This is a genomic window from Stenotrophomonas sp. C3(2023) (assembly GCF_032911385.1).
Lineage (GTDB): Bacteria > Pseudomonadota > Gammaproteobacteria > Xanthomonadales > Xanthomonadaceae > Stenotrophomonas.
Map to the genome: position 1 here is coordinate 1,489,101 of NZ_JAWJLO010000001.1, position 17,192 is coordinate 1,506,292.

The following is a 17,192-nucleotide window of genomic DNA, read 5'->3' on the forward strand; positions in this document are numbered from 1 at the left end:
TCAGAACTCCAGGTCGAGCGCGGCGCACAGATAATCAACGAACGGCCCCAGCGCCGCCAGATCCTTGCCCAGCGTGGACAGCAGGCGCGGGCCGGTCATGGCGGCATCGTCCAGCGAGCGCCACATCACCCAGTTGCGGTGCTTGAGGTCGTCGATGAACTCGAAGTCGGCCGGGAAGCCGCGCGGCGGACGCACCAGTTTCTCGCTCTGCTCGAACGCGTAACGCCTGCGCAGTGCAGGCGCATGCGCGGCCGCTTTCCAGCTGCCGGGATTGTCCAGGATGAAATGGCGGATGCGCCGCTGGGTGTCCGGATCGGGGTGCCACAGGCCGGCGCCGACAAAGCTGGCACCGGGCTGTAGGTGCACGTAGAAGGAGGGGGCGGGCACTTCGCGGCGGCGCTCATGGAACAGCCGTGCACCCTGCCACAGCTTGTAGGGCGATTTGTCGTGCGAGAAGCGCGCATCGCGGTGGATGCGGAACAGTGAGCCACCGACACCGCGCGGATCGGCGCGGAACTTCGGGCTCACTTCGGCCAATGCCGGCTGCAGGTCACCGATCAGCCGCAGAAAGGGCTGACGGACGTGATCCTCATACTGTTGCCGGTGCTCGTTGAACCAGCTCTTGTTGTTGTGCAGAGCCAGACTGCTCAGAAAGCGCAGGCTGGCATCACTGAAATAAGTCGTCATAAGGTTTCCTGCAGGTGTTGGCCCCAGTCGCGCAGCGCCCGCAGCAGGGCAGGCCGGCGTGCATCGTCGCTGGCTTCGGCCTCCAGCGCATCGATCTGCTGGTCGTACTGGGCAAGATTGAGCTCCCCAAGCCGGTCATCGCCGAGCAGACGCTGCTGACGATACAGCTGCCAGCGCTGGCGGTCGGCAGCGTCCAGGCTGTCGGGATGGTTGCGGGCGCGGTAGCGGAACAGCAGCTCGGGCAGGCGTGGATCATTGAACTCTGCTTCGAGCGCCGCCAGCGCAGCCGGTGCCGTGGTACGCACGCGGGACAACAGGGGTTTGTCGCCGGCACCCAGGAAGCCATCGTAGATCGAGCCGTCCACATCCGAGACACTGGCCTCGCGACTGCCGGCATACACCTGGCGGGCTTTCTCGGCGAGCATGGGCGCCTGGGTACGCAGCAGTTCCAGCTTGGACGCGATCGCGGCCACATCCAGCCCGAGACGCTGATGATCTTCGGCACGCAGGTGGTTCCAGGCTACCAGTGCCGGCACCTTGTTCAACGTCACTTCCTTCAGCGGCACCCGTGTGGCACCTTCGGGCAGCTCGCTGGCGCGCAGGTACAGGCGGCGCGCGATCTCCTCGGCAGGCAGCTCCAGCAGCGGTGCGATATCACCTTCCAGATCGAACACGATGACCCGGTTGCTGATGTAAGGATGCATGGCCAGCGGCAGAACCGGGGCGGCGCACAGGCGGCTGGCCGGGTAGCGCATCGAGATGTGCAGCACCGGCTGCAGCGCGGCCACGTCGAGCAGACCGGCGACGAAACGTTTGTCGCGCAGGCGCAGCGCGTAGTTCCAGAGCCGTGGCTGGTGCTGTTTGAACAACCGGGCCATGCCGATCGTGGCGTGCACGTCGGAGAGCGCTTCGTGCGCGTCTCCCTGCCGCACGCCGTTGGCAAGGGCCAGGTGCTCAAGCTTGAACGACGTGGCGCCATCGTCGCGGGTCGGCCAGGTAATGCCTTCCGGACGCAGGGCACGCATCAGCCGCAGCATGTCCAGCAGGTCCCAGCGGGAATTGCCGTTTCGCCACTCGCGTTCATAGGGGTCATGGAAGTTGCGGAAAAGACCGTGCCGGATGAACTCATCGTCAAAGCGCAGCGTGTTGTAGCCCAGCGTGCAGGTGCCGGGCACGCTCATCAGCTCGTTGATCCGGGCAAACGCCTCTGCCTCGCTGATGCCTTCGGCCAGTGCGTGCTGCGGCGTGATGCCGGTGACCAGTGTGGCGAACGGCGAGGGCAGCAGATCATCGGCCGGACGCACGTAGAAGGAGCTGGGCTCGCCGATCGGATTGAGATCGCCGTCGGTGCGGATCGCAGCGAACTGGGCCACACGGGTACGCCGCGGGTCCTGTCCGAAGGTCTCCAGGTCGTAGAACAGGAAACTGTCGGCCATCAGTGCGCACCCTCCAGCACCGGCAGCTTGGCATGTACTTCGGTCTCCAGTGCGGACCAGTCGATATGCGACAGGGTGGCATGGCCGGCCGTGGCCTGCTGCAGTATGCGACGCTGGATGCGTGTGCGTTCCAGTGCCAGAGCGTAGGGCGTGTGCAGGAAAGTGACCATGGTGTAGTGTGGCACGAAGCGTGTCGGCCACCGCTGCTGCAGCGCCTGTTCAAGATCGCGCTGCAGCAGGAACGCCGGGTCAGCCACCTGGTCGCGCATTTCGATGTAGTTTTCCAGCGCCATCTGCTGGATCGCCCAGGCATTGGGTGCACGCTCGATCTCGAAGGCCGCATAGGCCTGCTGCAGGTCGCTGCTGTGCTGAAGGTGGCGGGCCAACGCCACGCAGTCCTCGAAGGCGCAGTTCATGCCCTGGCCGTGGAACGGCACCATGGCGTGTGCGGCGTCGCCCAGCAGCACCGCGCGGCCGTCGCTGTGCCAGCGCTCCAGGTACAACGTGCCCAGCAGTCCGGGCGGATGGGCATCCCAGTCCGCGCGCAGGTTCGGAATCAACGGCAGCGCGTCGGCGAACTCACGTTCGAACAACGCCTGCGCCTGCGCACCATCGGTGACGGTGGCAAAGCTGGTCTCCCCCTTGTTGGGCAGGAACAGGGTGACGGTGAAGGTGCCTTCATGGTTGGGCAGGGCAATGCACATGTAGCGACCACGCGGCCAGATGTGCAGCGCGTTGCGCTCGATGCGTGCGCTGCCATCGGCGGCCGGGGGGATTTCCAGTTCCTTGTAGGAGTGGTCAAGGAACTCGATGCGCTCGCCCAGCGGGGCACGACGGTTCATTGCCGCGCGCAGCGCCGAGCCGGCGCCGTCGGCGCCGATCAGGCTGTCAAAGCGCACATCGCGCGGTGTGTCGGTACGGTCGTCGATGAAACGTGCATGGCCGGCGTCGAAGTCCACGGTGTGCAGACGCTGATGGAAGTGAACCTGGGCGCCGGCGTCCTCGGCCAGCTGCAGCAGGGTGATGTTGAGCTCGCGCCGGTGGATCGACCAGATCACTTCGCTGTCATCGCGGCCGTAACGCTGCAGAACGGGATGGCCGTAGCGAGGGTGCACCATGCGGCCGCGCATCATGACCGCGTGCGCCATCACCGCCTCCTCCACGCCGGGCCCCGCTTGCCGCAGTGCGTTGCGCCCGCGCTCGGCCAGCGCAAGGTTGATCGAGCGGCCGCGTTCGTAATCGCTGATGCGCGGGTCGCCACGCCGCTCGTGCACGGTGATGTTCCAGCCCTGCCGCGCCAGCAGGATGGCCAGCAGCGAGCCGGCCAGGCCGGCGCCGACGATGTTCAACGCGCGTGTTGCACTGTGAGTCACGTAGCGATGTCCCGTGCAGTTACAGGCCGGCCCAGGCTTCAACTTCGTCGACGAAGTGATGCAGGTCCTGGTACCGGTTGTAGAGCGGGGTGGGCGAGATGCGGATCACGTCGGGCTCGCGCCAGTCGCCGAGCACGCCCACCGAGTGCAGGTGTTCGAACAGGGCCCGGCCACGTGCGCGACCGCCGCTGACCCGCAGCGACAGCTGACAGCCTCGCTGCGCAGGGTCGGCAGGCGTGATCACCTCCAGCACCTGCGGCACGCGCGTGTTGACCAGCGCCTCAAGCATGCCGGTCAGGCGCAGCGACTTGGCACGCAGCGCCTCCATGCCGGCCTGCTCGAACAGCGCCAGCGAAGCCCGCAGCGGGGCGAGGCCGAGGATCGGCGGGTTGCTCAGCTGCCAGCCCTCGGCGCCGGCGGCGGGTACGAACTGCGGCGCCATCTGGAAGCGGGTGGACTCTTCATGGCCCCACCAGCCGGCGAAGCGCGGCAGGCCCGCGTCGCGATGATGGCGCTCGTGAACGAATGCACCGGCCACCGCGCCCGGGCCGCTGTTGAGGTACTTGTAGTGGCACCATACGGCGAAATCAGGCGCCCAGTCGTGCAGCTGCAGTGGCATGTTGCCGACCGAGTGGGCGAGGTCGAAGCCGACCCGCGCACCTTTGCCGCGCGCCAGGGCGGCGATGGACTGCAGGTCGAAGGCCTGGCCGGTGCGGTACTGCACGCCGGGCCACAGCACCAGCGCCAGCCGCGGGCCGTGTGCCTGGATCGCCGCCTCGATGGCAGCCATCGAGATCGTGCCGTTGGGCTCGTCCGGCTGCACTTCCACCAGGCACTGCGCCGGGTCATGACCGTGGAAGCGGATCTGCGCTTCGACCGCATGGCGGTCGGTGGGGAAGGCGCCGGCCTCCATCAGGATCACCGGTCGCTCCGGCGTGGGCCGGTAGAAGCTCACCATCATCAGGTGCAGGTTCACGCTCAGAGTGTTCATCGCCACCACTTCCGACGACTGCGCGCCGACCACCTCGGCCAGCTGCGTGCTGACCAGGCGGTGGTAGTTCAGCCACCGGGTCGGGCCGGTGAAGTGACCTTCGACCGCGAGCTCGGCCCACTGCTGCATGACCTCCTTCACCATGTCCTGTGCGCCACGCGGCTGCAGGCCCAGCGAATTGCCGACAAAGTAGGTCTGCTCGCCGCTGCCGTGGCGGGGAATCAGAAACTGGCGACGCAGCGCACGCAGCGGATCGGCTGCGTCGAGGGCGAGGGCGTGATCACGGCTGAGAATCTCGGACATGGAAAGACAGCACCTTCAGAGGATACTGCCAGTGTAGCGCCGGCAACGTCGCGCGTGCCCGCTGCGCGCTGACCGCCGTGCGCCGACCGCCGTGCGGACGAGCACACACGATTGCGGCCGCGTGGTCAGCCAGGCGTCGGCAGCGGGTCCAGGTGCCCGCAGTTGTCGCAGGTGCGCAGCGCCTCGCTGGCCTGGTACCGGGCAAACAGCGCCGGCAGATCGGTCTCGATGTTCTGCAGGTGGAAGAACTGCTCGTGCAGCTTGTGGTTGCAGCGCTCGCAGTGCCAGACCACGCCGTCGCGTTCGTGTGGCAGACGCCGCCGCTCCACCACCAGTCCCACGCCGCCGGCCGGGCGCCGCGGCGAATGGGGGACACCACCGGGCAGCAGGAAGATCTCGCCGGCGCGGATCGTGATGTCCTGCACTGCACCCTCGTGCTGGACCTTCAGCACCATCTCGCCCTCAAGCTGGTAGAACCACTCCGGGCCTTCATCGATGTGGTAGTCGGTGCGGGCATTGGGCCCGCCAACCACCATCACGATGAAATCGCCGTTCTCGATCATTTTGTTGCCGACCGGCGGCTTGAGCAGGTGCCGGTTTTCCTCGATCCAGGCCTGCAGGTTCAGTGGTGTGGCGAGCATGTGCAATGCCCGGCTCAGTCGCGCTTGCCGTGCCGCGGCACGTAGGACAGGGCGTTCTCGTAGGCCTGCTTCAGCTCGTCGGCGCCGCCGACATCGATGCCCATTTCGCGCACGCGGCCGTCCTTGAGGCTGTAGACCCAGCCGTGCACCATCAGCTTCTGGCCACGGCCCCAGGCGTCCTGCACGATGGTCGAGCGGCACAGGTTGGCGACCTGCTCGATGACGTTCAGCTCACACAGCCGGGCATGGCGCAGTTCATCGTTTTCCAGTGCGTCGAGGATGCCGGCATGCTTCTGCGCGACGTCGCCGACATGACGCAGCCAGTTGTCGGCCAGGCCAACGCGGGTATTGTGCAGGCACGCGTGCACGCCGCCGCAGCCGTAATGACCGACGATCAGGATGTGCTTGACCTTGAGCTGGTCCACGGCGTATTGCACCACGCTCAGGCAGTTCAGGTCGGTGTGCGCCACCACGTTGGCCACGTTGCGGTGCACGAAGACTTCGCCCGGTGCCATGCCGATGATCTGGTTGGCCGGTACACGCGAATCAGAGCAGCCGATCCACAGGTACTCCGGATGCTGCTGCTTGGCCAGCTGGTGGAAGAACTCGGGATCTTCCTTCTCGATGCGGTCGGCCCACTGGCGGTTGTTCTGCAGCAGCTTGTGGATGTCTTTCATGATGGCAGGGTCCGTAACGGAGGGTGGCCTCGGCAGCGGCGGGGGGCGCGCTGAAACCGGTGAGGGGATTCAGGCGCGGCTTCCCAGCGACTGCACCATGCGGCCGCGCAGGCCGTCATCGCTGCCGGCCTGCGGTGGCTGCACTTCGTGCAGGCTGAAGCCGCGGACCAGCGCATCTTCTTCGTCCAGCCCGTCGTACTCGACGAACTCGGCATCGAACAGCTGCGCACGCGCCGTGTCTTCGCTGTCGTAGCTCAGCGTATTGCCATCGCTGTCCAGCACCTCGGCGGTGCCGGCGGGGCGGACCCGCAGGCGGGCCCAGATCAGGGTGTTGCCGAGGCTGGCCAGCCACCAGCTGTCGCGCGAAGCGGAAATGTCATTCATGGAAGTCACCAGAGCGAAACCAGCCAGAGCAGGGCAGCCATGCCGAGACCGGCCAGCAGAGTCAGCAGGGAGATCCAGGCCGGCGTGGCCAGGCCGGACAGCGAACGGTCCGGTTCGGCGCGATAATCACGCCGCAGCAGCCAGCCCAGGGCCTCGGGCTTGAGGAAGGCGCCGCTGCCGAAGCGCTGTGCGATCGCCGGGTGGCGGTCGCGCAGGTGCACCAGGGTCAGCGGCCAGAAGATCACGAATGCACTGAACCCGGCCACTGCCACGCCGACAAAGCAGAGGGCAAAGAACAGGGTCATCGGCGCAGTGCCTCCGTGATCGGTGGAACGTGGTCGGCAGGAACGGCTTAGAACTCCGCGCTGCCCGGCGCACGCGGGTAGGGAATCGCATCGCGGATGTTGGACAGGCCGCAGACATAGACCACCAGGCGCTCGAAACCGAGACCGAAGCCAGCGTGTGGTACCGAGCCATAGCGGCGGAAGTCGCGGTACCAGCCGTAGTGCTCACGGTCCAGGCCGAACTGCGCCATGCGCGCGTCGAGTACGTCCAGGCGTTCCTCACGCTGGCTGCCGCCGATGATCTCGCCGATGCCCGGGGCCAGCACGTCCATCGCGGCCACGGTTTTGCCGTCGTCGTTCAGGCGCATGTAGAAGGCCTTGATGTGCTCGGGGTAGTTGGTCACCACCACCGGACGGCCGACGTGTTCCTCGGTCAGCCAGCGTTCGTGTTCGGTCTGCAGGTCCAGACCCCATTCCACCGGGAAGTCGAAGCTGCGACCGGCGTTCTGCAGCAGCTTCACCGCATCGGTGTAGTCGATCTGCTCGAACGGCGAGTTGATGAAACTCTCCAGCTTGGTGATCGCGTTCTTGTCCACGCGCTCGGCGATGAACGCCAGGTCGTCGCCGCGTTCGTCGAGCACCGCGCGGAACAGGTACTTGAGGAACTCTTCGGCAAGACGTGCGTCTTCGGCCAGATCGGCGAAGGCGATCTCAGGTTCGATCATCCAGAACTCGGCCAGATGGCGCGTGGTGTGGCTGTTCTCGGCGCGGAAGGTCGGCCCGAAGGTATACACCTTGCTCAGCGCAAGGCAGTAGGCCTCGACGTTGAGCTGGCCGGACACGGTAAGGAAGGTCTCCTTGCCGAAGAAATCGCGGCTGAAGTCGACCGCGCCCTTGTCGTCGCGCGGCAGGTTGACCATGTCCAGCGTGGACACACGGAACATCTGCCCGGCGCCTTCGGCATCGGAGGTGGTGATGATCGGCGTGCTGATCCAGTTGAAGCCGTTCTCGTGGAAGAAACGGTGTACGGCCTGGGCCAGGCAGTTGCGGATGCGGGTGACCGCGCCGAACAGATTGGTGCGCGGGCGCAGGTGGGCCACTTCGCGCAGGAACTCCGGCGTCATCGGCTTGGGCTGGATGGGATAGGTGAGGGGGTCTTCGACCCAGCCCACCACCTCGACCGCGCTGGCCTGGATCTCGAACGACTGGCCCTTGCCCTGCGACTTGACCAGGGTGCCGGTGGCGATCAGCGAGCAGCCGCTGCTGAGGCGCTTGATCTCGCCATGGTTGGCCAGCGCGTCGGTGGCCACCACCTGGATCGGGGCGAAGCAGGAGCCGTCAGAGACATTGATGAAGGCCAGGTTCGCCGAGCCGCGCACCGTGCGCACCCACCCGCGTACCGTGACTTCGCCGCCTTCCGGGATCTTCCCGGCAAGCGCATGTTCAACGCTGACCACCGTCATGACTTGAATCCTCTGCTGATCGACTCGATCTGTGAACACGGGAGTTTACCGGTTGCAGCGTTCCGCTTGCGAGGCATTTCTGTGGTGCCGGTGACCTTTATAATCGTTTGCCATGTTCCAAGGAGTTCTGCCATGGCTGTCAGCCTGACCCCTGTTGCCTTCGAGCGCGTCCAGCGTTTTGTCGCCCAGACCCCCGGCGCGTTGGGCCTGCGCTTTGGCGTGACCAGGACCGGCTGCTCGGGCTGGGGCCATGTGACCGACCTGGCGCGGGACCAGCGCGAGGGCGATGCGGTGTTCGAGCAGGACGGGGTACGCATCTACGTGGATGCGCAGAGCCTGCCGCTGGTGGATGGGACGGTGATCGACTTCGGCAAGCACGGGCTGAGCGAGACGTTCACATTCAGCAATCCGAATGCGACGGCCGAATGTGGCTGTGGCGAGAGCTTCACCACCGACGAAAACCACCGCTGAGGCCGGAGGGCCGGAACGGCCCTCCAGGCTGGGACGGAACAGGCTCTCGGTAGGTGACGACCGTTGGTCGTCACGCTTCTGATCCTGATCTGGACGCGACCGGGGCTGCCGCGCCCAGTCAACCCAGCCTCCGGCGTTTGCCCTGGCCAGCCGCGAGCAGCTAAGCCGTTGGCGGCCATCCTTAGCGGCACTGCGCCGCCAGCGGGCCCGCGTCACGGCGCTCCAGCGCGATCGAGATGCCCCACAGCAGCAGACCTGCAGCAGCGGTGGCGGCACCCACGTAGCCGGTGGATGCGTGACCGTAGCCGGCACCGATGGCCATGCCACCCAGCCACGGGCCGAGCGCATTGGCAGTGTTGAAGGCGGCATGGTTGGAGGCGGCTGCCAGTGTCTGGGCGTCCCCGGCCGCGTCCATCAGGCGGGTCTGCAGGGCCACGGCCAACGCGCCCATCGTGCCCACCGCGACGATCGCCGGGACCATCGCCCAGGCCGAATGGGCCGCCAGCGGGAACAGCAGCAGCACCACGATCGACCACAACAGCAGCACCCCGGCGGCGCGGAACTGCAGGCGGTCTACCAGCCAGCCACCGGCCATGTTGCCGATGATCGCGCCGATGCCGAAGAAGCCGACCGCCACCGGCATCCAACGCTCGGCCACGCCGGTGACGTTGACCAGCGTCGGCGCAAGATAGGTGAACACGCAGAACATCCCGGCAAAACCAATCGAGCCGATGGCCAGCGCCAGCCACACCTGTGGGCGGTTGAACGCGCGCAGTTCGCGCATCGGGGTGGTGCGCACCTCATGCGGGTCCGGCTGCAGGAAGCGCGCCACCATCACCACGGTGGCCAGCGCGAGCAGGCTGACCAGGGCGAAGGCCATGCGCCAGGTCATCTGCTGGCCCAGCCAGGTGGTCAACGGATTGCCGACCAGAATGGCGATGGACAGGCCCAGCAGCACCTTGGAAACCGCCGCGCCACGCTGTGCCGGCGGGCTGATGGACGCCGCCACCAGCATCGCCACGCCGAAGTAGGCGCCGTGCGGCAGCCCTGCGACGAAGCGGGCCAGCAGCATGCTGTGATAGGTCGGCGCCAGTGCGCTGGCCAGATTGCCCACGGCATAGAAGCCCATCAGGGACAGCAGCAGCGTCCGGCGGGTGAAGCTGGCGCCGGCAAAGGCGAGTATCGGCGCGCCCACCACGACACCGATCGCATAGGCGCTGATCAGATGGCCCACCTGGGCCTCGGTGATCGACAGGCCGCGGCTGATCTCCAGCATCAGGCCCATGCTGGCGAACTCGCTGGTGCCGATGGCGAAGCCGCCCAGTGACAGGGCCAATAGAATGAAAGTGCGCTGGCGCGGGCTCAGGGCCGAGGCCAGGGAGGGGGAGGGGCTCACGGGGGCGTGTCCATCAGGGGCGTGGTAACGGTTACATTCTACTGCTGCGGTGCAGCAATACCTAGCGTCGGCGCCCGCTGCGGGCTGAACGGCGTGTCCCGCGCGATGCCCTGCGGAGCCGGCGCGGCGGGTCCCCGCTTGCCCGGACGACGCCGGCGATGCATAATCGGCGGCTTCCTGCGCCCCCGGCGTGGGAACCCTTGCCCCACTGCTGCTTGACTGCGGGGGGCTGTCCGGCCCATTCGGGCCACATCCGAAAGGTATGAAAACATGAGTCGTCATTACGAAGTCGTGTTCCTGGTCCATCCGGACCAGAGCGAACAGGTCCCGGCCATGATCGAGCGCTACAAGTCGCTGGTCGAGAACGGCAACGGCACCATCCACCGTCTGGAAGACTGGGGCCGCCGTCAGCTGGCCTACCCGATCCAGAACCTGGTGAAGGCACATTACGTGCTGCTGAACATCGAAGCCGACCAGGCCGTGCTGAACGAGCTGGTCGAGAGCTTCCGCTTCAACGACGCCGTGCTGCGCAACCTGGTCATCAAGCGTGACGAGGCTGACACCGAGCAGTCGCTGATCATGAAGAGCAAGGACGAGAAGGGCGACAAGCCGGAGCGCGGTGAGCGCCGTCGTCGTGACGACGAAGAAGGCGAGTCCACCACCAACGCTGACAACGAAGCCGGCGACGACGCCGCTTCCGCTGCCTAAGGAGCCTTCCCATGTCCAAGTTCTTCCGTCGCCGCAAGTTCTGCAAGTTCACGGCTGAAGGTGTGAAGGAGATCGACTACAAGGATCTCAACACCCTGCGCCAGTACCTGACCGAGAACGGCAAGATCGTGCCGAGCCGCGTCACCGGTACCAAGTCGAAGTACCAGCGCCAGCTGGCAACGGCCGTCAAGCGCGCCCGTTTCCTGGCCCTGATCCCGTACACCGACAACCACGACGTCTGATGCACGGCGGGCGGCCCCGTGCCGCCCCCTGCGCCTGATATTCGGACAGCCAACCGCTGCGGGGCCGTGTGCCTCGCTAACGAATACTTATCTGGAGAAACACCATGCAGCTGATCCTCCTGCAGAAGGTCACCAACCTGGGCAACCTCGGCGACCTGGTCGACGTGAAGCCGGGCTACGGCCGTAACTTCCTGGTCCCGACCGGCAAGGCCGTTCCGGCCACCGCTACCAACAAGGCCGAGTTCGAAGCAAAGCGCGCCGAATACGAAGCCAAGGCCCAGTCCATCCACGCCGACGCTGAAGCCCGCAAGGCCAAGCTGGAAGGCCAGAGTGTGACCATCGCCGCCAACGCGTCGACCGAAGGCAAGCTGTACGGCTCGGTCGGCCCGCGCGACATCGCCGAAGCCTTCACCGCTGCCGGCCTGCCGCTGGAAAAGAGCGAAGTGATCCTCGGCGAAGGTGCCTTCCGCAACGTCGGCGAGTTCGACGTGCTGGTGCACCTGCACGCCGACGTCGAGACCTCCGTCAAGGTGGTCGTCGTCGCCGAAGCCTGATCCACGCCGCACGGTCTGGTATCAGAACAACGGGCGCCTTCGGGCGCCCGTTTTCGTTTGCCCGGGGGCGGGGCGGTTCCACGGCGATGGGTAGAAGCGCCGGGCCCCGGTATACTCGGGGCGTGACCCCTGTCCCGCCGTGTCTGATCCCTGTGGGATCAAGGGCCTGGGGGTGAAAGCAGGCCGCCCGGCGGCCCCGACCCGGAAACCCTATGCGTCTTTCCACCATCAAGCTGTCCGGCTTCAAGTCCTTCGTCGACCCGACCACCCTGCACCTGCCCACCAACATGACCGGTGTGGTCGGGCCCAACGGCTGCGGCAAGTCGAACATCATCGACGCCGTGCGCTGGGTGATGGGCGAAAGTTCCGCCAGCCGCCTGCGGGGTGATTCGCTCACCGACGTGATCTTCTCCGGTTCCTCGGCGCGCAAGCCGGTCTCGCAGGCGACCGTCGAGCTGATCTTCGACAACACGGACCACACCATCTCCGGCGAGTACGCCTCGTTCAACGAGATCTCGGTCAAGCGCACGGTCAGCCGCGACGGCAGCAGCAACTACTACCTCAATGGCACCAAGTGCCGTCGCCGCGACATCACCGACCTGTTCCTGGGGACCGGCCTGGGGCCGCGCAGCTACTCGATCATCGAGCAGGGGATGATCAGCCAGATCATCGAGGCCCGTCCCGAGGATCTGCGCGTCTATCTGGAAGAGGCCGCCGGCATCTCCAAGTACAAGGAACGGCGCAAGGAAACCGAGACGCGCATCCGCCACACCCGCGAGAATCTGGACCGGCTCAACGACCTGCGCGATGAAATCGGCAAGCAGCTGGAGCACCTCAAGCGCCAGGCCCGCCAGGCCGAGCAGTACCAGGCGCTGCAGGAAGAGCGCCGGATCAAGGACGCGCAGTGGAAGGCGCTGGAGTATCGCGGGCTGGACAGCCGCCTGGGCGCGTTGCGCGAGGGGTTGGCGCAGGAAGAGACCCGTCTGCAGCAGCTGATTGCCGAACAGCGCGACGCCGAAGCGCGCATCGAAACCTCCCGGGTGCGCCGTGAAGCGTCAGCCGAAGCGCTCAATGCCGCGCAGGCCGAGGTCTACCAGGTCGGCAGCACGCTGGCCCGGCTTGAACAGCAGATCCAGCATCAGCGTGAGCTGTCCCAGCGCCTGCACAAGGCCCGGGACGAAACCCAGCAGGCGCTGGCCGAGCTGGGCCAGCACATCAGTGGCGACGAAGCGCGGCTGGGGGTGCTGCGGGAAGCTGTGGAAACGGCCACGCCGCAGCTGGAACAGCTGCAGGAAGAAAACGAGATCAAGCAGGACGCTCTGCGCGAGGCCGAGGCACGGCTGGCCGATTGGCAGGCGCGCTGGGAACAGCACAACCGGCAGAGTTCGGAGGCCTCGCGCACCGGCGAGGTCGAGCGCACCCGCGTGGATTATCTGGACAAGCAGGTACTGGACGCCGACCGCCGACGGCAGTCGCTGCGGTCGGAGCTTTCCGGGCTCGATGTCGAAGCGCTGGAGCAGGCCTTCGAAGACCTGCACCTGCAGCAGGAAACGCACAAGAGCGCGCTGGATGAACTCAGCGAGCAGGTCGAGCTGCGCAAGCAGGAGGTCGCTGACGTGCAGGAACGCCAGCGGGGCAGCCAGGCCGAGCTGGCCGAGCTGCGCAAGCAGGCCAATGGCGTGCGGGGACGGCTGGCCTCGCTGGAAACGCTGCAGCAGGCCGCGCTGGGTCAGGAGCAGGGGGCTGCGGTGGCGTGGCTGCAGGCCCGTGGGCTGGATTCGGCCGCGCGCGTGGGCGAACGCCTGGTGGTCGAGCCGGGCTGGGAAAATGCCGTGGAAGCGGCGCTGGGCCAGCTGATCGAGGGTGTGCTGGTGCAGGCGCCCGAGCAGCTGGTCGAAGCGCTGGCCGAGCTGGGTGAGGGGCGCATCGCGCTGGTCGCCGACAGCGAAGACGCCCTGCAGGTAGCGTCCACCTCATTGGCTGCCAAGGTGCAGGGGCCGGTGGCGATCCGCCGCCTGCTGGCGCGCCTGCACGCCGCCGAAGACCTGGATGCTGCACGCCAGCTGCAGGCCGGGCTGGAAAACGGCGACTCGGTCATCACCCGCAACGGTGACCGGCTCGGACAGGGCTGGGTGCGGATGTCGCGCTCCGGCGCGGCCAAGCAGGGCGCGCTGCTGCGTGAGCGCGAGATTGTTGCCCTGCGCGAGGAGCTGGACACCCTGCAGGCACGCGACAACGAACTGGAAGCATCGCTGGCCGAGAGCCGCGACCAGCTGCGGGCCGCTGAGCAGCAGCGCGAAGACGTGCAGCGCGCCCTGTACCAGGCGCACCGCAGCGCATCGGAGCTGGCGGGCCAGCTTCAGAGCCAACAAGGCAGGGTTGAAGCCGCGCGCACCCGCATTGACCGGATTGAAGGCGAGCTGGCGCAGCTGCAGGAAGCGCTGGACGTCAATGCCGAGGCGGCCAGTGAAGCGCGCGCCCGGCTGGAAGACGCAGTAAGCAGCATGGGCGACCTCGAGTCGGTACGTGCAGCGCTGGAAAACGAACGTCGCCAGCTCACCGAGGCGCGTGATCGTGCACGGGACGCCGCCCGCGGGGTACGCGAAAGCGCCCATTCGCTGGCGCTGACGCTGGAGTCGCAGCGCGCCCAGATCGCTTCGCTCAGCCAGGCGCTGGAGCGCATGAGCAGCCAGCGTAGCCAGCTGGACTCGCGTCTGGGCGAGCTGCATGCCCAGCTCGACGATGGCCACTCGCCGGTAGAGGGTCTGCAGGCTGAGCACCAGCAGGCACTGGAGGCGCGGGTGCGTGCCGATGGCGTGCTGTCGCAGGCGCGTTCACTGCTTGATGGTATCGACGCGGAGCTGCGCGAGCTGGAGCAGACCCGGCATAAACGTGACGAACAGGCGCTTGCCCAGCGCGAGCGGATTTCGCAGCGGCGACTGGACCAGCAGGCGCTGGTGCTCAGTGCCGAAACCCTGGCTGCTGCGGTGGAAAAGGCGGGTTTCGTGCTGCAGGAGGTGGTGGCTGAACTGCCCGCCGACGCCCGGCTGGGCGACTGGGAGCAGGGCGTGCAGCAGATCGATGCACGCATGCGGCGTCTGGAGCCGGTCAACCTGGCGGCGATCCATGAGTATGGCGAGGCCTCGCAGCGCTCGGATTATCTCGAATCCCAGTTCGTCGACCTGACCACCGCGCTGGAAACCCTCGAGGACGCCATCCGCAAGATCGACCGCGAAACCCGCGGCCGCTTCAAGGACACCTTCGACCGCGTCAACGCAGGCGTGCAGTCGCTGTACCCGCGCCTGTTCGGCGGCGGCCACGCTTACCTTGAGCTCACCGGTGAGGACCTGCTGGACACGGGCGTCACCATCATGGCGCGGCCACCAGGCAAGCGCGTATCGAGCATCTCGCTGCTCTCTGGTGGCGAAAAGGCGATGACCGCCGTGGCGCTGGTGTTTGCGATCTTCCAGCTCAACCCGGCCCCGTTCTGCCTGCTCGACGAGGTCGACGCGCCCCTGGACGAAGCCAACGTCGGTCGTCTGGCCAACATGGTCAAGGAGATGAGCGAAAAGGTGCAGTTCCTGTTCGTCAGCCACAACAAGGCAACGATGGAGGCGGCCCACCAGCTGTCGGGAGTGACCATGCGCGAGCCGGGCGTCAGCCGTCTGGTCAGTGTGGATCTGGAAGAGGCGGCACGGCTGGCAGGCGCTGCCTGACCGGTGGCGCCTGGCCCGAGGGTGATGTCTTCACTGTCTGACTGTGCAAGACATGCGACAACATGCCATCCTTAACTGAACGAATTTAGCCGGAGACACCCTCAAATGACCGAAACCGCACTCCTGCGCATCGGCATCATGACCGCCGGCCTGCTGTTGATCGCCGCGATCTTCCTGTTTGGCCGTCCGAAGAAGAAAGCCCAAGGTCGTCGGCTCGACGACCAGGCCCCCGCCGCTGGCAAGGATGCCCGCCGTGAGCCGGTGCTGGCTGGTGAAGGTCCCGCTGCGGGCGAGGCCGACGGCGCTGCAGCCAGCGCCGAGGCAGCGGAGCAGGGAGATCCGGCGCTGGAAGGCACCGAGGCCGCTGCGGGCAGCGACCTGGGCAAGCGCACCACGCAGGATTTCGACAAGATCGTCTCGTTGTTCGTGGCCGCGCGGGCCGGCGAAACGCTGCGCGGCGAAGACATCGTGGTGGCCGCCGAAAAGACCGGCCTGGTCTTTGGCCACATGAACGTGTTCCACCGACTGGTGGAGGGCCACCCCGAGCGCGGGCCGATCTTCTCGATGGCCAGCATCATCAAGCCGGGCAGCTTCGACATGGCGACCATCCGCGAGCTGGAGACGCCAGCCATCGCCTTCTTCCTGACCCTGCCGGCGCCGCTGACCGCGCTGGATGCCTGGGAAAAGATGCTGCCCACCGTGCAGCGCATGGGTGAACTGCTTGATGGCGTGGTGTTGGACGATGGCCGCAACGCGCTCGGCCGCCAACGTATTGCCCACATCCGTGACGAGCTGCGCGCCTACGACCGCCAGCACCAGGCCCCGCCGCTGACCAAGCCCCCGCGCTGGTAAAGGTAATCACAGGCCATGCCCGTCACCGCACCAACGCCGGTAATGACGGGCCACGCCCGTCATCGCACCAACACCGGTAATGACGGACCATGCCCGTCACCGCACCAACGCCGGTAGTGACGGGCCATGCCCGTCATCGCACCAACGCCGGTAATGACGGACCATGCCCGTCACCGCACCAACACCGGTAGTGACGGACCATGCCCGTCACCGCACCAACACCGGTAGTGACGGGCCATGCCCGTCACCGCACCAACGCCGGTAGTGACGGGCCATGCCCGTCACCGCACCAACGCCGGTAGTGACGGGCCACGCCCGTCACCGCCTTCACCGTAATCCGCGACGCGCTGACGCCAGAGGCCTAAAGCGGCCACCTGCACCATCCGAAGCGATACTCTCCAACATGGCGGCAGAGTCCTGCCCGCAGTGGATTAGCCGCGATGTAACGCGCGTGCCGACGCACGCTGTCATCGTCGCGCAACGCGTGGTCGAAGTATCCCGCCTGCCAGAACGCACCCTGTACATTCATGCTCTGATGGATCATCCGGCCGCTGCGCGACTTCAGGCGCCCCACGCATCCGGCGAGGTCGCCACGGTCCAGGCGGAACAGCCAATGGAGATGGTCCGGCATCACCACCCAGGCCAGATTCAGGACGGCGCCATCACGTTCAGCCTCATCGATACATTGAACGACGACCTTTGCGTTCATGAGTTCAGCCAGCAGGGGCGTTCGTCCTGCTACCACCGTGGTGATCGCATAGATCTGGCCGCAAGCTGACAACCGGCCACGAGCGAGTCGCGAGCTGGACATGGGAACAGCGTGCTTGCGGTCTGTGCCTTTTCCTGTCCGCCGCAAGCCGAGCAACGTGCAGGAATACGGCGCGTTGCAGACCAGGGCATGGTCCGATGCTCGGCAATCCTGTCTGACTGCGCGCAGACGGCAGCGGGACACAGCCCCGCTCTACCCTGGCGCCATCGGCGCTAGAATCCCGGTCTGTCCACGAACCATCGGAT

At 66.5% G+C, this 17,192-nt stretch carries 17 protein-coding genes; 6 read left to right on the forward strand and 11 right to left on the reverse strand.

The window, feature by feature from the left end; translation table 11 throughout:
• From RZA67_RS06475 to asnS, 9 genes are all read right to left on the reverse strand, one after another.
• Positions 1 to 687 (reverse strand): DUF2461 domain-containing protein, encoded by a 687-nt coding sequence (locus RZA67_RS06475; protein WP_317211829.1) that lies wholly within the window; start codon positions 685 to 687, stop codon positions 1 to 3.
• The gene (gene sbcB, locus RZA67_RS06480; RefSeq protein WP_317211832.1) at positions 684 to 2,123 is read right to left on the reverse strand and encodes an exodeoxyribonuclease I; all 1,440 of its coding nucleotides are present in this window, start codon (positions 2,121 to 2,123) and stop codon (positions 684 to 686) included. Before sbcB ends, RZA67_RS06475 begins: the two co-directional genes overlap by 4 nt.
• Entirely contained in the window at positions 2,123 to 3,496 is a 1,374-nt protein-coding gene (locus RZA67_RS06485; RefSeq protein ID WP_317211835.1) for an NAD(P)/FAD-dependent oxidoreductase, read from the reverse strand. The genes sbcB and RZA67_RS06485 overlap by 1 nt, the downstream gene beginning before the upstream one ends.
• Before the next feature lie 19 nt (positions 3,497 to 3,515).
• Positions 3,516 to 4,790 carry a kynureninase gene (gene kynU / locus RZA67_RS06490; RefSeq protein WP_317211838.1) on the reverse strand — a complete coding sequence of 425 codons (1,275 nt, stop codon included), beginning with the start codon at positions 4,788 to 4,790 and terminating at the stop codon, positions 3,516 to 3,518.
• A 125-nt stretch (positions 4,791 to 4,915) separates the two neighbouring features.
• Positions 4,916 to 5,431: a 3-hydroxyanthranilate 3,4-dioxygenase gene (locus tag RZA67_RS06495; protein WP_317211841.1), complete on the reverse strand. Its 516-nt coding sequence runs from the start codon at positions 5,429 to 5,431 to the stop codon at positions 4,916 to 4,918.
• A gap of 14 nt (positions 5,432 to 5,445) precedes the next feature.
• The gene (gene can / locus RZA67_RS06500; RefSeq protein ID WP_317211843.1) at positions 5,446 to 6,108 is read right to left on the reverse strand and encodes a carbonate dehydratase; all 663 of its coding nucleotides are present in this window, start codon (positions 6,106 to 6,108) and stop codon (positions 5,446 to 5,448) included.
• Between the two features lie 69 nt (positions 6,109 to 6,177).
• Complete coding sequence (locus RZA67_RS06505; RefSeq protein WP_317211844.1) at positions 6,178 to 6,492, reverse strand: hypothetical protein; 315 nt, start codon at positions 6,490 to 6,492, stop codon at positions 6,178 to 6,180.
• 5 nt (positions 6,493 to 6,497) lie between these two features.
• Positions 6,498 to 6,797: a hypothetical protein gene (locus RZA67_RS06510; RefSeq protein ID WP_317211847.1), complete on the reverse strand. Its 300-nt coding sequence runs from the start codon at positions 6,795 to 6,797 to the stop codon at positions 6,498 to 6,500.
• A gap of 47 nt (positions 6,798 to 6,844) precedes the next feature.
• Positions 6,845 to 8,239: an asparagine--tRNA ligase gene (gene asnS / locus RZA67_RS06515; RefSeq protein ID WP_317211850.1), complete on the reverse strand. Its 1,395-nt coding sequence runs from the start codon at positions 8,237 to 8,239 to the stop codon at positions 6,845 to 6,847.
• Between the two features lie 132 nt (positions 8,240 to 8,371).
• Here asnS and RZA67_RS06520 point away from each other — a divergent pair, with 132 nt between their 5' ends.
• Positions 8,372 to 8,710, forward strand: coding sequence for an iron-sulfur cluster assembly accessory protein (locus tag RZA67_RS06520; protein ID WP_317211853.1), 339 nt, complete (start codon positions 8,372 to 8,374; stop codon positions 8,708 to 8,710).
• A gap of 181 nt (positions 8,711 to 8,891) precedes the next feature.
• On the opposite strand, the gene RZA67_RS06525 is transcribed toward RZA67_RS06520, so the two are convergent.
• Positions 8,892 to 10,106: an MFS transporter gene (locus tag RZA67_RS06525; protein WP_317211854.1), complete on the reverse strand. Its 1,215-nt coding sequence runs from the start codon at positions 10,104 to 10,106 to the stop codon at positions 8,892 to 8,894.
• A 270-nt stretch (positions 10,107 to 10,376) separates the two neighbouring features.
• On the opposite strand from RZA67_RS06525, the gene rpsF reads away from it, so the two are divergent.
• The 5 genes from rpsF to zipA all read left to right on the forward strand — a co-directional run bounded on the left by rpsF (position 10,377) and on the right by zipA (position 16,178).
• Positions 10,377 to 10,814 (forward strand): 30S ribosomal protein S6, encoded by a 438-nt coding sequence (gene rpsF / locus RZA67_RS06530; protein ID WP_317211856.1) that lies wholly within the window; start codon positions 10,377 to 10,379, stop codon positions 10,812 to 10,814.
• An 11-nt stretch (positions 10,815 to 10,825) separates the two neighbouring features.
• Entirely contained in the window at positions 10,826 to 11,056 is a 231-nt protein-coding gene (rpsR, locus tag RZA67_RS06535) for a 30S ribosomal protein S18 (RefSeq protein WP_002804494.1), read from the forward strand.
• 104 nt (positions 11,057 to 11,160) lie between these two features.
• Complete coding sequence (gene rplI, locus RZA67_RS06540) at positions 11,161 to 11,610, forward strand: 50S ribosomal protein L9 (RefSeq protein WP_317211888.1); 450 nt, start codon at positions 11,161 to 11,163, stop codon at positions 11,608 to 11,610.
• Between the two features lie 212 nt (positions 11,611 to 11,822).
• On the forward strand, positions 11,823 to 15,326 hold the full coding sequence (smc, locus tag RZA67_RS06545) for a chromosome segregation protein SMC (RefSeq protein ID WP_317211889.1): 3,504 nt from the start codon (positions 11,823 to 11,825) through the stop codon (positions 15,324 to 15,326).
• Positions 15,327 to 15,431: 105 nt separating this feature from the next.
• Complete coding sequence (gene zipA, locus RZA67_RS06550; RefSeq protein WP_317211890.1) at positions 15,432 to 16,178, forward strand: cell division protein ZipA; 747 nt, start codon at positions 15,432 to 15,434, stop codon at positions 16,176 to 16,178.
• A 361-nt stretch (positions 16,179 to 16,539) separates the two neighbouring features.
• Here the strand turns inward: zipA and RZA67_RS06555 are convergent, their stop codons facing one another.
• Positions 16,540 to 16,989 carry a transposase gene (locus tag RZA67_RS06555; protein ID WP_317211891.1) on the reverse strand — a complete coding sequence of 150 codons (450 nt, stop codon included), beginning with the start codon at positions 16,987 to 16,989 and terminating at the stop codon, positions 16,540 to 16,542.
• Positions 16,990 to 17,192: the final 203 nt, after the last annotated feature.

Excerpts from the sequence above, each read along its gene's own strand:
- RZA67_RS06475 (WP_317211829.1), bottom strand. The coding sequence starts at position 687 with ATGACGACTTATTTCAGTGATGCCAGCCTGCGCTTTCTGAGCAGTCTG.
- sbcB (WP_317211832.1), bottom strand. The coding sequence starts at position 2,123 with ATGGCCGACAGTTTCCTGTTCTACGACCTGGAGACCTTCGGACAGGAC.
- kynU (WP_317211838.1), bottom strand. The coding sequence starts at position 4,790 with ATGTCCGAGATTCTCAGCCGTGATCACGCCCTCGCCCTCGACGCAGCC.
- RZA67_RS06495 (WP_317211841.1), bottom strand. The coding sequence starts at position 5,431 with ATGCTCGCCACACCACTGAACCTGCAGGCCTGGATCGAGGAAAACCGG.
- can (WP_317211843.1), bottom strand. The coding sequence starts at position 6,108 with ATGAAAGACATCCACAAGCTGCTGCAGAACAACCGCCAGTGGGCCGAC.
- RZA67_RS06505 (WP_317211844.1), bottom strand. The coding sequence starts at position 6,492 with ATGAATGACATTTCCGCTTCGCGCGACAGCTGGTGGCTGGCCAGCCTC.
- RZA67_RS06510 (WP_317211847.1), bottom strand. The coding sequence starts at position 6,797 with ATGACCCTGTTCTTTGCCCTCTGCTTTGTCGGCGTGGCAGTGGCCGGG.
- asnS (WP_317211850.1), bottom strand. The coding sequence starts at position 8,239 with ATGACGGTGGTCAGCGTTGAACATGCGCTTGCCGGGAAGATCCCGGAA.
- RZA67_RS06520 (WP_317211853.1), top strand. The coding sequence starts at position 8,372 with ATGGCTGTCAGCCTGACCCCTGTTGCCTTCGAGCGCGTCCAGCGTTTT.
- rpsF (WP_317211856.1), top strand. The coding sequence starts at position 10,377 with ATGAGTCGTCATTACGAAGTCGTGTTCCTGGTCCATCCGGACCAGAGC.
- rpsR (WP_002804494.1), top strand. The coding sequence starts at position 10,826 with ATGTCCAAGTTCTTCCGTCGCCGCAAGTTCTGCAAGTTCACGGCTGAA.
- rplI (WP_317211888.1), top strand. The coding sequence starts at position 11,161 with ATGCAGCTGATCCTCCTGCAGAAGGTCACCAACCTGGGCAACCTCGGC.
- smc (WP_317211889.1), top strand. The coding sequence starts at position 11,823 with ATGCGTCTTTCCACCATCAAGCTGTCCGGCTTCAAGTCCTTCGTCGAC.
- zipA (WP_317211890.1), top strand. The coding sequence starts at position 15,432 with ATGACCGAAACCGCACTCCTGCGCATCGGCATCATGACCGCCGGCCTG.
- RZA67_RS06555 (WP_317211891.1), bottom strand. The coding sequence starts at position 16,989 with ATGTCCAGCTCGCGACTCGCTCGTGGCCGGTTGTCAGCTTGCGGCCAG.